This window comes from Sphingobium sp. RAC03 (assembly GCF_001713415.1).
In the GTDB taxonomy this organism is placed as follows: Bacteria; Pseudomonadota; Alphaproteobacteria; order Sphingomonadales; family Sphingomonadaceae; genus Sphingobium.
On sequence record NZ_CP016454.1, the window covers coordinates 12,417 to 26,751 of the forward strand.

The following is a 14,335-nucleotide window of genomic DNA, read 5'->3' on the forward strand; positions in this document are numbered from 1 at the left end:
GTGCGCGCCCCTTCGCATGGGAAGCCCTTCCCTTGACTGGAGTACGGTAATACGCAATTATAGTTAGATAACTAAGGATATGGCCATGGAGAGAGGATTGCCGACAAAGGCGCTATGGGATCGCCTTCCCGAAATCGTTCGCTTCCGCGATCAACCGGGGATGACGGAGACCTACAGTTTTGCGGGCGCCGAGGGCACGACCGAGCTGGAAGGCCAGCTGTTCCGGCAGAGAGCGCGGCCATCTAAGGCGGTCTATTTGTTCATGCACCCCACAGCCACGGTCCAGCTGCTCCCAATGCCTGAGGCGCTTGCCGATGCGGGGTTGCACGTACTTTGCGCGTCGAGTCGCTACCCGAGAAACGATAGTGCGCTGATTATGGAAAAGGTCGCCTACGACATGGGCCAGTGGGTGCGCCACGCGCGCGAGTCGCTGGGTTATGAAAAGGTGATCCTGGTGGGATGGTCGGGCGGCGGCTCGCTATCGCTGTTTTATGCGGCCCAGTCTGAACATCCGACAATCACCCACACGCCCGCCGGCGACCTTTATGACCTGACAGCAGCGCGGCTGCAGCGGGTTGACGGAATAGTCTTAATCGCCGCCCACCTCAGCCGGGCGGAAGTGCTGACCGAATGGCTTGACCCCTCCGTCATCGACGAATTCGACCCGGACACGCGCGATCTCGAATTCGATATCTATAGTCCGGACTGCCCGAACAAACCACCATTCACCGCTGACTTCATCGCCGCCTTCCGCGAGAGGCAGCGGGCCCGCAATCGCAGAATTACCGCCTGGGCCGAGGAAATGCTTGCCACGCTCCGTCGTCGCAACGACGGCGAAACCGAACGCGCCTTCGTCACGCACCGCACGATGTGCGACGTGCGCTGGATTGATCCGACGATCGACCCCAATGGACGCGCGCCGGGGGCATCCTATCTTGGCAATCCACGCACGGTGAACGTGGGACCCGCTGGTTTGGCGCGATTCTCAACCCTGCGCTCGTGGCTGTCGCAATGGTCCTACGACCTATCCAACTCCAAGGCTGCCGTTAACGCGACAAAGATCCATCGGACCCCTGTGCTGCAGATCGAGAATGAAGCGGACGACGCGGTTCCCGCGAGCCATAATCCGATCATTCACAACGCGCTCACCGTTGCGAACAAGGAATTTGTGAGCATCAAGGGCGCGACCCATTTCTACCAGGGCCAGCCCGAACATCTCAGCGCTTGTATCGACGGGATCATCGACTGGAGCCACCGCAACGATTTGTGATCTGGCCGCCGCGATCGACGCGGCGCCTCCGCATTTTCGCTGCGGCGCGGCCGGCTTACGCCGGCCGGTCGCGGATTCCTTGCGGGGATCAGTTGTAGACGGCGTCCCGGATGTCGGACACGAACTTCCCCGACATACCCTCAAAGGCCGTGTTGGTCATGGCCACGACCGTCAGCGCGTTTGCACGATCGATGAACCAGCTATTGCCGTATCCGCCGGCCCAGTGAAGCGTTCCGGGAGACTGCGGCGACGGGACGGCGTGCGGATCTGCAAGCACTGCCCAGCCGAAGCCGAAGCCCCAACCCGGCCCGCAGGCCGCAGCCTGAGGTCCGAGCTGATCGGTCGCCATCATCTCGACTGTTTCAGGCTTCAGGATCGGACCACCCCCGAGCCGGATGGTTTCCAGAAAGTGCAGGACGTCGCCCGCAGTCCCCACCATCCCACCCCCGCCTGACGGATAGGAGTTTGGATCCAGGATACGGCTCGGCGCGAACGTTAGCGACCCGTTGAAGGCATCCAGCACTACCATGCCGTCCGTGATGCGGACGGGAACGGATTCGCTGTTGAAGTAATTCGTCGCGAGCCGCTCAACATCCGCAACGGCAAAGCCGGTATCGACGATACCCAGCGGATCCGTGACCAGTTTGCGCACAGCATCGCGTAGCGAACCACCGGTAACGCTCTCAACCACCCCTCCCATCACATCCATGCCAAGGGAATAGCGAAAACCCGACCCCGGTGCGGCGGTAAGCGGGGCGGCAGCCAGGCGCCGAAGATTCTCGGATAGCGACAATCCCGGTTGATCCAACCCGTCGGAGACGTCGAGGCGACGATAATGGCCATCGCTCCCTTCCTGAAACGGATAGCCGAGCCCCGATGTGTGCGTGAGCAGATGGCGGATCGAGATGACCGGAACCGATCCATCGGACAGGCGCGGCTGAAAGTCGGGCAGGAAGCGCGTCACTGGATCGTCCAGCCTCACAACACCATCCTCGATCAGGCGCATCACGGCGGCGGTGACAAAGGGTTTGGTCACCGATGCAAATCGGAAAATGCTATCCGTTTGCATCGGCTTTTGCGATTCACGGTCTGCAAATCCCGCCGCGCGGCGATAGGCGATCTTGCCGCCCCGGGCGACGATCACGACCGTTCCCACCAAACGATTGTCGGCGAGAGCATTGTCTATCGCGCGATCCAGGCGATCGGACACATCCGCGCCTTTAAAGGCTGATGAACTCATAAGTTCAAACTCTCCCGATACTCTCGCAGACCGGACGCGGCCCGCACCTAAGCGATTGCAGTCATCAACCGCGCGGTGGAGAGCGACGACGATTCGGTCGGAGGCAAGGCCTGACCATCAGCACACCTCTCCACGCAACCTTCACGTCGCAGACCGCCACCGTGCAGTTCCTTAGTTATCTAACCATTAGTGATGTAAGTATCGGCGCGCAACATTGATGTGGGGCATCCATGGTGGCGAGGACACCCACTATCGCATCAGTCGCCTGCCTCATGAGTGATGCCGGCGACCCCTCGGTCCTCTCGGCGCCGCCGACCCGGCTTCGCGTCGGGCTCCTCGGGGGAGAGGCTCCGAATCGCAGCTTCTAGATTGGTCTGCAGCTCGCCCAATAGGGCGATCTGGAGATCCGCTTCGCGGCGCGAAATGCCGGTCTTAGCGATATCCCCAACTTCGATGCCAATGGGCAGAAGCTTCCTTTTCAGCTCGTGACCGTAAGGGGTGAGGAAGATGTTGATCTTCCGCTTGTCCGCCGCGTTGCGGACCCGGGCAACGATTCCCCGTTGCTCCATGGAAGCGATCGCCGAAAGCGTGGTCGGCTCCATCGTTCCAACAAGGTCGGACAGTTCCTTCTGGGTTAAGCCGTCCTGGTCCCACAGGACGCGCAAGAAGTACCACATGCCCAGGGTGACGCCGAACTGCTCGATCTTCAGCTGTAGCAGCTTTTGCATAAGTCGATGCGTGAGTCGGATTTGATATCCGATACTCAGGTCGAACGGCAGGTTGATTTCCCCGCTATCTCCGCTCATCGAAATCGGCCCTGCATGACCCGAACCATCGGGCCTGTTGAATGTCGAAACCAGCGTGCATTCCTTCTTGGCAACCGCCCCAGCCGCGTGGGTCGGTTGACTTGTTAATGGATTATGACTTGACGGTCCCGCGGCTTCTCATCCGGGTCGAGGGCGAGATTCCGGCGTTCGTTCGGCGGCCTTGATGGTCGTGACTGCCATATATTCAACCGACGTAAGGGCACGAGGGCCACCCTAGTTCGGGCGGGATTCAAAGGGCCGGAGAACCCACGCTCAATCCGCGTGGAATAGATAGGGTGTCACCGAAGCACGATTCAGACCCGTTCGACCGCGAGCGCAAGGCCCATGCCGACGCCGATGCAGAGCGTGGCAAGGCCCAGTCTGCCGTCAGTATCCAACTGGACGTTGGCGGGCAGGTGCACCATCAAAGCCGTTGCCCCTGCCTCATTGGGAGGGCGAACATGGCGACACGCCCCAGGGAGAGTGCATTTGTCCAACAGGCCCGCCCAGCTCAATCCGGAATGGAGCCTTGGTTATCAGGTCCGGCGCTGCCATCGGCGGTTCGATCGCCTGCTCAATGCGATGCTGGCGAAGCACGATCTAAAGACGGGCTTCTGGTATTACCTTCGTGTGCTGTGGATCCGCGACGGCGTCACCCAGAAATATCTGAGCGACATGACCAACGTCACAGAAAACACGACTGTGTCGATAATCAACAACATGATGCAGCACGGGCTTGTAGAGCGCACCCGCGACAAGGTTGATCGCCGCAAGTTGAGCGTTACGCTGACCCAACGAGGCAAAGCCCTGGAAGCGGAGCTCATGCAATATGCGATCGACATTAACCGCATCGCCGTCGCCGGGATCGATCCGGCCGAGGTTGCGACGTGCGTCGACGTGCTTTCGCGCATGTCAGCCAATCTCGCCGCCGAATTCGATTCTATCCCGAACACCCCCGCCGAGGACTGACAGGGCGCAACCGGTCAGCGGCCGCTCGCCGGGTATCCTGCGGCAGCCCGGCAAAGACGGAGCATCGACAACCACGCTGCTCCCGCACCGCTTATGCTCCGCCCCGTCATTTCCCGGATTGCATCACGTCAGATCTTGAACTCCGCGAACGTCTCCGGCGCGAACATGTCCTCGATCGTCAGCTGGCGCGGCGACAGACCCTGCTCATGATGATAGCGCGTGAAGGTCTCGAGTACGTGGCGGTTCTTCTCGATTCCGTAAGGCCACCACTGATCGCCCAACGTCGCGATCGTTTCCTCGACCGCGGCAATTTGCCAGGGCAGCATCGTCTTGAGCGAGGCTGAGACGCGCAGCTGTTCGTAGGTTAGCTGCTGCGCCTGGACGAACGCCTTGTAGAGCGCCTGTGCGATCCAGCGGTTCTTCTCGTAAATGTCGCGGCGAATGGCAACGACGTGCATGATCGGGAAGATATTCGTCTTGCCGAAATAGGCTTTCTCGACCTGGACGAAGTCCGGGAACAGGCGCCGCACATTGTGCGGTTCCGAATAGAAGGTCGATGGAGCACGCGCGGTGTGCAGCGCGTCGATCTCGCCATCAGCCAACATCCGGGTCAGCGTCTGGTTTGGCCCGATCGGCTCAACCTTGAACTTGTCCGGCAGATTGAGTTTGAGCTTTTCCTCACGGCCCGGCTCTTCCTCGCCGCCCGTGACATAAGTGACCGACGCCGGGTCGATGCCATATTCGTCCTGCAGGATACCGCGGATCCAGACCGGCGCGGTCATCTGATATTCCGGGACGCCGATGCGCTTGCCGACAAGGTCGGACGGTTTTTCGATGCCGCTCTTGGCCGACACGAAGATGCAGGAATGACGGAAGAAACGTGACGGGAACACCGGGATGGCGATAAAGTCTGGATTGTCCCGGCCCAGAGTCACGCAATACGATGACATCGAAAGCTCGGCGGCATCGAACTCGCGATTGCGCAGCATCCGGAAGAACGTTTCCTCGACGGACAGCACCATCAAGCCGCTATTGTGTAATCGAGACCGATATCGGCAGCCGGTGCGCTCTGCGTAATGCGGCCGACGGAGACGTAAGTAACTCCCGTTTCCGCGATCGCACGGATGGTATCGAGCCGCACGCCACCTGACGCTTCGATCGGCACGCGGCCCGCAACCAGCGCCACACCCTCGCGCAGCATTTCGACCGACATATTGTCGAAGAGCAGCCGATCGGCGCCTGCCTTCAGTGCCGGCTCGATCTGGTCGATTGTGTCGACTTCGACTTGGACCGGGAGTGCTGACTTGCCCGCCTTGGCCGCGCGCACGGCCGCCTCGATCGAGCCGCAGATCGCGACATGATTGTCCTTGATCAGGATGCCGTCGTCGAGCCGCATACGATGATTGTGCGCCCCGCCCATGCGGGCAGCATATTTCTCAATTGCGCGCAGGCCGGGTATGGTCTTGCGGGTGTCGAGCAGGATGCACGACGTGCCCGCGATCATGTTGGCATAGCTTCGAGTAAGGGTGGCAATACCGGTGAGGTGCTGCAGCGTGTTCAGCGCCGAGCGCTCCGCCGACAACATCGGGCGGGCGCGACCCTCCACGCGCATGATCGGGGCACCCGCCTGGAGCTCATCTCCATCCCTGGCAAGCCGCTCGACCCGGACATCGGGATCAAGGGCCTCGAAGAAGACCTGGGCGAGATCGATGCCCGCAACGGCAATCTGCTCGCGAGTCTGGATCGTCGCGATCAGCCGTGCGTCGGCGGGGATGGTGAGGTCGGTGGTGACATCACCACCTAGCCCCAGATCCTCCTTGAGTACGGACTGGACGAAATGACTGACGGCATCCGCGTCGAGCCCGGCAATGGGCGGCAGGGACATCATCAAGCGCGGACGTCCCCGAGAGCGTCGACATCTGTCGATACGGTCCGCATGATATCCGCCTCTTCGTCCGAGACATTGAGCAGCCGCCAGTCGGTGCCCTTAGGCACGATGCCTTCGAACGACATGAGCTTGGCGTTCGGAATGTGCGGCTCGGTCGTGCCGATCGCCGGCTCGCCCTTTTCCACCGCCTGCGCGGCGCGGTACATCTGTGTGCGGAACGTGAAGATCGCCTTGTCGCTCGACCCCAGGCGATCATCGCCACGATCGGCGAGCGTACCCATCGATTCCCACATCGCCATGTCCTGCGCCGGGATGCCGTAGATACCGGTGAAATCGCCGTCCTTCATGGCTACGCGATCCTGGAGATAGTTGTTTCCTGCGTTGCGCATCTTTTTGAAGGTGATCGGCTCGACATCCTTGCCGATCTCGGCACCGCAGAATTTGCGCCATGCGTCGGTCGAAATGCCTTTTTCGGGATGCCAGGCGACCCAGTAGAACATCGTGTTCTCATCATCGATCGGGACCAGCATCTGGCTCAGATGATATTGGTCATTCGATGGAATGTGGACGGTATAGGGCGCCACATAGAGTGTCATGCGGATATAATCAGTGGCATCGGCGTCGACGATCGGCTTGCGGATCGCGACATAGCGGAAGCCAAAGCTGGTCTTCTGGACCTCAAGGCGTGGCGCCTTGTCGGCCGACGGCCGTAGCCAGGCGGTGTCGGTCGCGGTCGATCCGCTGACCTCGGTTGCCGTCGGCATGTTGGACGAGTGCAGGCTCGAACTGTGCGCCGAGTCGATGGAGCCTTCGAGCACCTGTGCCCAGTTGCATGCGCCATGCATCTTCACGATGCTGATCTTGTCGTCCGGTACGGTCGCCCAGTTGGGCTTGTCGAACGGCGTCACCTGATCGGGATTGCCCATCCACACCCAGACGAACCCGCCGGCCTCCTGGACCGGATAGGCCTTGGTCTTCATCGTGCTGCGCAGCTTGGCGTCGACCGGCTCGGACGACATGTCGATGGCGTTGCCGTTCACGTCGAACTTCCAGCCATGATAGAGGCAACGCAGGCCGCATTCCTCGTTGCGGCCAAAGGCCAGCGACGCGCGGCGGTGCGGGCATTGCTCGTCAAGCGCGCCCAGACGACCCTTGCTGTCGCGGAACACCACCATATTCTCGCCGAGGAGGCGGACGCGCAGCGGCGTACAATCCGGTTCGGCCACCTCTTCGGACATGCACGCGGGCATCCAGTGCTGGCGCATCAGCCTGCCCATCGGCGCGCTGCCCTCGACTCGGGCGAGGATGTCATTTTGTTGGGGTGTCATCGCCTATCCTTATCGCAAAGTGGCTGTGCCAAGGCGCCGTGCCACGAAGGTGTTTCATCCACTTCTTGAAAACACTTCTACATAGAAGTATTGTGCGTTTCAAGCGGGCCGCATTTCAAGGACCGACCTGGCAGATCGAGGATAAACATGAAGGCACTTCGGATCGGCATTGTCGGCCTTGGCCGGGGGTTCATGCTGACGCTTCCGGCGTTGCGCGCGCACCCACGGGTCGAGATCGCCGCGGCGTTCGATCTGCGCGCGTCCCCACGTGCTCAATTCACGCGCGAGTTCGGAGCCAAGTCATATGAAAGCCTGGAGGGGTTGCTCGCCGCCGATATTGATGCCGTCTATATCGCGACGCCACACGAACTGCACGCGACGCAGGCAATCGCGGCCCTCGGTGCGGGCAAGCATGTTCTGGTCGAAAAGCCGATGGCGATCTCTGTCGCCGAGTGCGTCGCGATGGAAGCGGCGGCACGCCGGGCCGGCAAACTGCTCCTGGTCGGCCCCAGCCATGGCTTTGATGCCCCGGTCCGCCGAGCCGCCGAGTTGATCGCCAGCGGCGGCTTTGGTGCGGTGCGGCAACTCACGGCGATGAACTTCACCGATTTCATGTATCGGCCGCGTCGCCCCGAAGAGCTGGACAGCGCGCGTGGTGGGGGCGTTGTCTACAGTCAAGCCGCTCACCAAATTGACGTGGCGCGGCGGCTTGTCGGACGCGATGTGACATTCGTGCGCGCGGTTGCGGGCAATTGGGATTCCAGTCGCCCGAGCGAGGGCGCATATGCCGCGATGATGGGATTCGAGGGTGGGGCTGTCGCATCGCTGACGTACAGTGGCTACGCCCATTATGATTCCGACGAACTGGTTAATTGGATATCGGAACTCGGCCGCGAGAAGGATCCGGAGCAATACGGTGACACGCGGCGCGCGCTCAGGAACCTCGAACCAGCGACCGAAAGCGCTGCCAAGATACGCCGAGCGTATGGCGAGGACGGCGCATCGACCAGCGAACCGCCGGCGCCGTATCATGAGCATTTCGGCTTTGTGCTGGTCAGTTGCGAACGCGCCGATCTCAAGCTCTCGCCCCAAGGCATCACGCTCTATGGCGATGAACACCGTGAGTTTCTCGCGATCGATCCGCCAAGCCTGCCGCGGGTCGAGGTCATCGATGAATTCGTTGAAGGCGCACTCGGTCTGGTCCAGCCGATCCATGATGGCCGCTGGGGCGTGAAGACGGTGGCGTGCTGCGCAGCCCTACTCGAATCGAGCCGCACCGGCAGCGAAATCGCACCCACAGCCATGATTATCGACACTTTGGAGGCCGTTTCCGTATGACTAGATTGAACCTCTCGCTCGCCTGTTGGGGCTATGATCGCACCGAGGCGCTGCTGTCGCAGACGGTCCGCCCCGATGGGATCGATCTCAACTTTCAGGTGCTGTCCGTCGAGGAAACGTTCTTCCGGATGCTGCGCAATCGCGAGTTCGATGCCGCCGAGCTTTCGATGTCATCGTATTGCGTGACTCTGGGCCGGGACAATCCAGACTTTATCGCCATCCCGGTGTTCCCGTCACGTTTCTTCCGTCATTCCTGCATCTTCGTGTCGGCCAAGAGCGGCATCGAAAAACCGTCCGACCTTGTCGGCAAGCGCATCGGCGTCCCGGAATATCAGATGACCGCGCCGGTCTGGATCCGCGGTATCCTGCAGGACGAATATGGCATCGACCCGGCGTCGGTCACTTATGTCACGGGCGGCGAGGAAGAGCCGGGCCGTGAGGAAAAGCTCAAACTCAATCTGCCGGACAAGTTCAAGGTTGAGCCGATCGGGCCAAACCAGACGCTGACCCGGATGTTGGCTGATGGCGAGATCGACGCGCTGCACACCGCGCGTGCTCCATCGACCTTCTATTCGGAACCGCACAATGTGCGGCGCCTGTTCCCGGACTTCGTCCAGGTCGAGAAAGCCTATTTCGGCAAGACGAATATCTTCCCGATCATGCACGTCGTTGCCATTCGCCGCGACATTTACGAGAAGAACCGCTGGATCGCACAGGCGCTCTACAAGGCGTTCGTCCAGGCGCAGCAGCTAACCTACGAACAGCTGCGCGTCTCAGCCTCGCTCAAGACGATGCTGCCCTGGCAAATTGCCGCGGTCGAGGAAACGATCGCGACGTTGGGCGATCAGTGGTGGCCTTACGGAATCGAGAAGAACCGCCACGTACTCGAGACCTTCACGCGCTATCATCATGAGCAGGGTCTGTCGCCGCGCCAGCTGACGATCGAGGACATGTTCGCGCCGGAGACGTTCGCGGAGTTCAAGATCTGACGTGATGCAATCCGGGAAATGACGGGGCGGAGCATAAGCGGTGCGGGAGCAGCGTGGTTGTCGATGCTCCGTCTTTGCCGGGCTGCCGCAGGATACCCGGCGAGCGGCCGCTGACCGGTTGCGCCCTGTCAGTCCTCGGCGGGGGTGTTCGGGATAGAATCGAATTCGGCGGCGAGATTGGCTGACATGCGCGAAAGCACGTCGACGCACGTCGCAACCTCGGCCGGATCGATCCCGGCGACGGCGATGCGGTTAATGTCGATCGCATATTGCATGAGCTCCGCTTCCAGGGCTTTGCCTCGTTGGGTCAGCGTAACGCTCAACTTGCGGCGATCAACCTTGTCGCGGGTGCGCTCTACAAGCCCGTGCTGCATCATGTTGTTGATTATCGACACAGTCGTGTTTTCTGTGACGTTGGTCATGTCGCTCAGATATTTCTGGGTGACGCCGTCGCGGATCCACAGCACACGAAGGTAATACCAGAAGCCCGTCTTTAGATCGTGCTTCGCCAGCATCGCATTGAGCAGGCGATCGAACCGCCGATGGCAGCGCCGGACCTGATAACCAAGGCTCCATTCCGGATTGAGCTGGGCGGGCCTGTTGGACAAATGCACTCTCCCTGGGGCGTGTCGCCATGTTCGCCCTCCCAATGAGGCAGGGGCAACGGCTTTGATGGTGCACCTGCCCGCCAACGTCCAGTTGGATACTGACGGCAGACTGGGCCTTGCCACGCTCTGCATCGGCGTCGGCATGGGCCTTGCGCTCGCGGTCGAACGGGTCTGAATCGTGCTTCGGTGACACCCTATCTATTCCACGCGGATTGAGCGTGGGTTCTCCGGCCCTTTGAATCCCGCCCGAACTAGGGTGGCCCTCGTGCCCTTACGTCGGTTGAATATATGGCAGTCACGACCATCAAGGCCGCCGAACGAACGCCGGAATCTCGCCCTCGACCCGGATGAGAAGCCGCGGGACCGTCAAGTCATAATCCATTAACAAGTCAACCGACCCACGCGGCTGGGGCGGTTGCCAAGAAGGAATGCACGCTGGTTTCGACATTCAACAGGCCCGATGGTTCGGGTCATGCAGGGCCGATTTCGATGAGCGGAGATAGCGGGGAAATCAACCTGCCGTTCGACCTGAGTATCGGATATCAAATCCGACTCACGCATCGACTTATGCAAAAGCTGCTACAGCTGAAGATCGAGCAGTTCGGCGTCACCCTGGGCATGTGGTACTTCTTGCGCGTCCTGTGGGACCAGGACGGCTTAACCCAGAAGGAACTGTCCGACCTTGTTGGAACGATGGAGCCGACCACGCTTTCGGCGATCGCTTCCATGGAGCAACGGGGAATCGTTGCCCGGGTCCGCAACGCGGCGGACAAGCGGAAGATCAACATCTTCCTCACCCCTTACGGTCACGAGCTGAAAAGGAAGCTTCTGCCCATTGGCATCGAAGTTGGGGATATCGCTAAGACCGGCATTTCGCGCCGCGAAGCGGATCTCCAGATCGCCCTATTGGGCGAGCTGCAGACCAATCTAGAAGCTGCGATTCGGAGCCTCTCCCCCGAGGAGCCCGACGCGAAGCCGGGTCGGCGGCGCCGAGAGGACCGAGGGGTCGCCGGCATCACTCATGAGGCAGGCGACTGATGCGATAGTGGGTGTCCTCGCCACCATGGATGCCCCACATCAATGTTGCGCGCCGATACTTACATCACTAATGGTTAGATAACTAAGGAACTGCACGGTGGCGGTCTGCGACGTGAAGGTTGCGTGGAGAGGTGTGCTGATGGTCAGGCCTTGCCTCCGACCGAATCGTCGTCGCTCTCCACCGCGCGGTTGATGACTGCAATCGCTTAGGTGCGGGCCGCGTCCGGTCTGCGAGAGTATCGGGAGAGTTTGAACTTATGAGTTCATCAGCCTTTAAAGGCGCGGATGTGTCCGATCGCCTGGATCGCGCGATAGACAATGCTCTCGCCGACAATCGTTTGGTGGGAACGGTCGTGATCGTCGCCCGGGGCGGCAAGATCGCCTATCGCCGCGCGGCGGGATTTGCAGACCGTGAATCGCAAAAGCCGATGCAAACGGATAGCATTTTCCGATTTGCATCGGTGACCAAACCCTTTGTCACCGCCGCCGTGATGCGCCTGATCGAGGATGGTGTTGTGAGGCTGGACGATCCAGTGACGCGCTTCCTGCCCGACTTTCAGCCGCGCCTGTCCGATGGATCGGTTCCGGTCATCTCGATCCGCCATCTGCTCACGCACACATCGGGGCTCGGCTATCCGTTTCAGGAAGGGAGCGATGGCCATTATCGTCGCCTCGACGTCTCCGACGGGTTGGATCAACCGGGATTGTCGCTATCCGAGAATCTTCGGCGCCTGGCTGCCGCCCCGCTTACCGCCGCACCGGGGTCGGGTTTTCGCTATTCCCTTGGCATGGATGTGATGGGAGGGGTGGTTGAGAGCGTTACCGGTGGTTCGCTACGCGATGCTGTGCGCAAACTGGTCACGGATCCGCTGGGTATCGTCGATACCGGCTTTGCCGTTGCGGATGTTGAGCGGCTCGCGACGAATTACTTCAACAGCGAATCCGTTCCCGTCCGCATCACGGACGGCATGGTAGTGCTGGATGCCTTCAACGGGTCGCTAACGTTCGCGCCGAGCCGTATCCTGGATCCAAACTCCTATCCGTCAGGCGGGGGTGGGATGGTGGGGACTGCGGGCGACGTCCTGCACTTTCTGGAAACCATCCGGCTCGGGGGTGGTCCGATCCTGAAGCCTGAAACAGTCGAGATGATGGCGACCGATCAGCTCGGACCTCAGGCTGCGGCCTGCGGGCCGGGTTGGGGCTTCGGCTTCGGCTGGGCAGTGCTTGCAGATCCGCACGCCGTCCCGTCGCCGCAGTCTCCCGGAACGCTTCACTGGGCCGGCGGATACGGCAATAGCTGGTTCATCGATCGTGCAAACGCGCTGACGGTCGTGGCCATGACCAACACGGCCTTTGAGGGTATGTCGGGGAAGTTCGTGTCCGACATCCGGGACGCCGTCTACAACTGATCCCCGCAAGGAATCCGCGACCGGCCGGCGTAAGCCGGCCGCGCCGCAGCGAAAATGCGGAGGCGCCGCGTCGATCGCGGCGGCCAGATCACAAATCGTTGCGGTGGCTCCAGTCGATGATCCCGTCGATACAAGCGCTGAGATGTTCGGGCTGGCCCTGGTAGAAATGGGTCGCGCCCTTGATGCTCACAAATTCCTTGTTCGCAACGGTGAGCGCGTTGTGAATGATCGGATTATGGCTCGCGGGAACCGCGTCGTCCGCTTCATTCTCGATCTGCAGCACAGGGGTCCGATGGATCTTTGTCGCGTTAACGGCAGCCTTGGAGTTGGATAGGTCGTAGGACCATTGCGACAGCCACGAGCGCAGGGTTGAGAATCGCGCCAAACCAGCGGGTCCCACGTTCACCGTGCGTGGATTGCCAAGATAGGATGCCCCCGGCGCGCGTCCATTGGGGTCGATCGTCGGATCAATCCAGCGCACGTCGCACATCGTGCGGTGCGTGACGAAGGCGCGTTCGGTTTCGCCGTCGTTGCGACGACGGAGCGTGGCAAGCATTTCCTCGGCCCAGGCGGTAATTCTGCGATTGCGGGCCCGCTGCCTCTCGCGGAAGGCGGCGATGAAGTCAGCGGTGAATGGTGGTTTGTTCGGGCAGTCCGGACTATAGATATCGAATTCGAGATCGCGCGTGTCCGGGTCGAATTCGTCGATGACGGAGGGGTCAAGCCATTCGGTCAGCACTTCCGCCCGGCTGAGGTGGGCGGCGATTAAGACTATTCCGTCAACCCGCTGCAGCCGCGCTGCTGTCAGGTCATAAAGGTCGCCGGCGGGCGTGTGGGTGATTGTCGGATGTTCAGACTGGGCCGCATAAAACAGCGATAGCGAGCCGCCGCCCGACCATCCCACCAGGATCACCTTTTCATAACCCAGCGACTCGCGCGCGTGGCGCACCCACTGGCCCATGTCGTAGGCGACCTTTTCCATAATCAGCGCACTATCGTTTCTCGGGTAGCGACTCGACGCGCAAAGTACGTGCAACCCCGCATCGGCAAGCGCCTCAGGCATTGGGAGCAGCTGGACCGTGGCTGTGGGGTGCATGAACAAATAGACCGCCTTAGATGGCCGCGCTCTCTGCCGGAACAGCTGGCCTTCCAGCTCGGTCGTGCCCTCGGCGCCCGCAAAACTGTAGGTCTCCGTCATCCCCGGTTGATCGCGGAAGCGAACGATTTCGGGAAGGCGATCCCATAGCGCCTTTGTCGGCAATCCTCTCTCCATGGCCATATCCTTAGTTATCTAACTATAATTGCGTATTACCGTACTCCAGTCAAGGGAAGGGCTTCCCATGCGAAGGGGCGCGCACTGAGCAACCATCCCCTCCCCTGTTTGCCCAAATAGGTAGCGGTTTTCCGTTGTCCTCGGTCACGATAGGTACGTTTTTAGGGCGGTACAGCCTA

Annotated in this window: 13 protein-coding genes; 6 read left to right on the top strand and 7 right to left on the bottom strand. The window is 60.8% G+C overall.

Translation table 11 applies throughout. The features are described 5' to 3' along the window. The first annotated feature begins 85 nt into the window (after positions 1-85). Positions 86-1,270, top strand: a complete 1,185-nt coding sequence (locus BSY17_RS04080) for an alpha/beta fold hydrolase (RefSeq protein ID WP_137903378.1) — start codon at positions 86-88, stop codon at positions 1,268-1,270. A gap of 88 nt (positions 1,271-1,358) precedes the next feature. Here the strand turns inward: BSY17_RS04080 and BSY17_RS04085 are convergent, their stop codons facing one another. Then, positions 1,359-2,510: a serine hydrolase domain-containing protein gene (locus BSY17_RS04085; protein WP_069064529.1), complete on the bottom strand. Its 1,152-nt coding sequence runs from the start codon at positions 2,508-2,510 to the stop codon at positions 1,359-1,361. A 257-nt stretch (positions 2,511-2,767) separates the two neighbouring features. Then, on the bottom strand, positions 2,768-3,316 hold the full coding sequence (locus BSY17_RS04090) for a MarR family winged helix-turn-helix transcriptional regulator (protein WP_052182396.1): 549 nt from the start codon (positions 3,314-3,316) through the stop codon (positions 2,768-2,770). Positions 3,317-3,805: 489 nt separating this feature from the next. Between BSY17_RS04090 and BSY17_RS04095 the strand changes: the two genes are divergently transcribed. After that, positions 3,806-4,285, top strand: coding sequence for a MarR family winged helix-turn-helix transcriptional regulator (locus tag BSY17_RS04095; protein ID WP_062347432.1), 480 nt, complete (start codon positions 3,806-3,808; stop codon positions 4,283-4,285). A gap of 128 nt (positions 4,286-4,413) precedes the next feature. Here BSY17_RS04095 and BSY17_RS04100 read toward each other — a convergent pair whose 3' ends face one another. Genes BSY17_RS04100 through BSY17_RS04110 form a run of 3 tightly spaced genes read right to left on the bottom strand, consistent with a single transcriptional unit; the run spans position 4,414 to position 7,501 of the window. Then, the gene (locus BSY17_RS04100; protein WP_069064530.1) at positions 4,414-5,307 is read right to left on the bottom strand and encodes an ABC transporter substrate-binding protein; all 894 of its coding nucleotides are present in this window, start codon (positions 5,305-5,307) and stop codon (positions 4,414-4,416) included. Further along, positions 5,307-6,173: a carboxylating nicotinate-nucleotide diphosphorylase gene (gene nadC / locus BSY17_RS04105; RefSeq protein WP_062344525.1), complete on the bottom strand. Its 867-nt coding sequence runs from the start codon at positions 6,171-6,173 to the stop codon at positions 5,307-5,309. Before nadC ends, BSY17_RS04100 begins: the two co-directional genes overlap by 1 nt. Further along, the gene (locus BSY17_RS04110) at positions 6,173-7,501 is read right to left on the bottom strand and encodes a Rieske 2Fe-2S domain-containing protein (protein ID WP_062344527.1); all 1,329 of its coding nucleotides are present in this window, start codon (positions 7,499-7,501) and stop codon (positions 6,173-6,175) included. Before BSY17_RS04110 ends, nadC begins: the two co-directional genes overlap by 1 nt. Positions 7,502-7,648: 147 nt before the next feature. Here BSY17_RS04110 and BSY17_RS04115 point away from each other — a divergent pair, with 147 nt between their 5' ends. Both BSY17_RS04115 and BSY17_RS04120 read left to right on the top strand, forming a co-directional pair. Then, a complete protein-coding gene (locus BSY17_RS04115) occupies positions 7,649-8,839 on the top strand; it encodes a Gfo/Idh/MocA family protein (RefSeq protein ID WP_062344530.1) in 1,191 nt (396 codons plus the stop codon). Continuing rightward, positions 8,836-9,828, top strand: coding sequence for an ABC transporter substrate-binding protein (locus BSY17_RS04120; RefSeq protein ID WP_069064531.1), 993 nt, complete (start codon positions 8,836-8,838; stop codon positions 9,826-9,828). The genes BSY17_RS04115 and BSY17_RS04120 overlap by 4 nt, the downstream gene beginning before the upstream one ends. A 128-nt stretch (positions 9,829-9,956) precedes the next feature. Here the strand turns inward: BSY17_RS04120 and BSY17_RS04125 are convergent, their stop codons facing one another. After that, entirely contained in the window at positions 9,957-10,436 is a 480-nt protein-coding gene (locus BSY17_RS04125) for a MarR family winged helix-turn-helix transcriptional regulator (protein WP_062347432.1), read from the bottom strand. Between the two features lie 489 nt (positions 10,437-10,925). Here BSY17_RS04125 and BSY17_RS04130 point away from each other — a divergent pair, with 489 nt between their 5' ends. Both BSY17_RS04130 and BSY17_RS04135 read left to right on the top strand, forming a co-directional pair. Then, complete coding sequence (locus tag BSY17_RS04130; protein ID WP_052182396.1) at positions 10,926-11,474, top strand: MarR family winged helix-turn-helix transcriptional regulator; 549 nt, start codon at positions 10,926-10,928, stop codon at positions 11,472-11,474. A gap of 257 nt (positions 11,475-11,731) precedes the next feature. Beyond that, on the top strand, positions 11,732-12,883 hold the full coding sequence (locus tag BSY17_RS04135) for a serine hydrolase domain-containing protein (protein WP_069064529.1): 1,152 nt from the start codon (positions 11,732-11,734) through the stop codon (positions 12,881-12,883). An 88-nt stretch (positions 12,884-12,971) separates the two neighbouring features. On the opposite strand, the gene BSY17_RS04140 is transcribed toward BSY17_RS04135, so the two are convergent. Further along, positions 12,972-14,156: an alpha/beta fold hydrolase gene (locus BSY17_RS04140; RefSeq protein ID WP_137903378.1), complete on the bottom strand. Its 1,185-nt coding sequence runs from the start codon at positions 14,154-14,156 to the stop codon at positions 12,972-12,974. Positions 14,157-14,335: the final 179 nt, after the last annotated feature.

Bases quoted from the DNA above. Each gene is read 5' to 3' on its own strand.
- BSY17_RS04080 (WP_137903378.1), top strand. From the start codon at position 86: ATGGAGAGAGGATTGCCGACAAAGGCGCTATGGGATCGCCTTCCCGAA.
- BSY17_RS04085 (WP_069064529.1), bottom strand. From the start codon at position 2,510: ATGAGTTCATCAGCCTTTAAAGGCGCGGATGTGTCCGATCGCCTGGAT.
- BSY17_RS04090 (WP_052182396.1), bottom strand. From the start codon at position 3,316: ATGAGCGGAGATAGCGGGGAAATCAACCTGCCGTTCGACCTGAGTATC.
- BSY17_RS04100 (WP_069064530.1), bottom strand. From the start codon at position 5,307: ATGGTGCTGTCCGTCGAGGAAACGTTCTTCCGGATGCTGCGCAATCGC.
- nadC (WP_062344525.1), bottom strand. From the start codon at position 6,173: ATGATGTCCCTGCCGCCCATTGCCGGGCTCGACGCGGATGCCGTCAGT.
- BSY17_RS04110 (WP_062344527.1), bottom strand. From the start codon at position 7,501: ATGACACCCCAACAAAATGACATCCTCGCCCGAGTCGAGGGCAGCGCG.
- BSY17_RS04115 (WP_062344530.1), top strand. From the start codon at position 7,649: ATGAAGGCACTTCGGATCGGCATTGTCGGCCTTGGCCGGGGGTTCATG.
- BSY17_RS04120 (WP_069064531.1), top strand. From the start codon at position 8,836: ATGACTAGATTGAACCTCTCGCTCGCCTGTTGGGGCTATGATCGCACC.
- BSY17_RS04130 (WP_052182396.1), top strand. From the start codon at position 10,926: ATGAGCGGAGATAGCGGGGAAATCAACCTGCCGTTCGACCTGAGTATC.
- BSY17_RS04135 (WP_069064529.1), top strand. From the start codon at position 11,732: ATGAGTTCATCAGCCTTTAAAGGCGCGGATGTGTCCGATCGCCTGGAT.
- BSY17_RS04140 (WP_137903378.1), bottom strand. From the start codon at position 14,156: ATGGAGAGAGGATTGCCGACAAAGGCGCTATGGGATCGCCTTCCCGAA.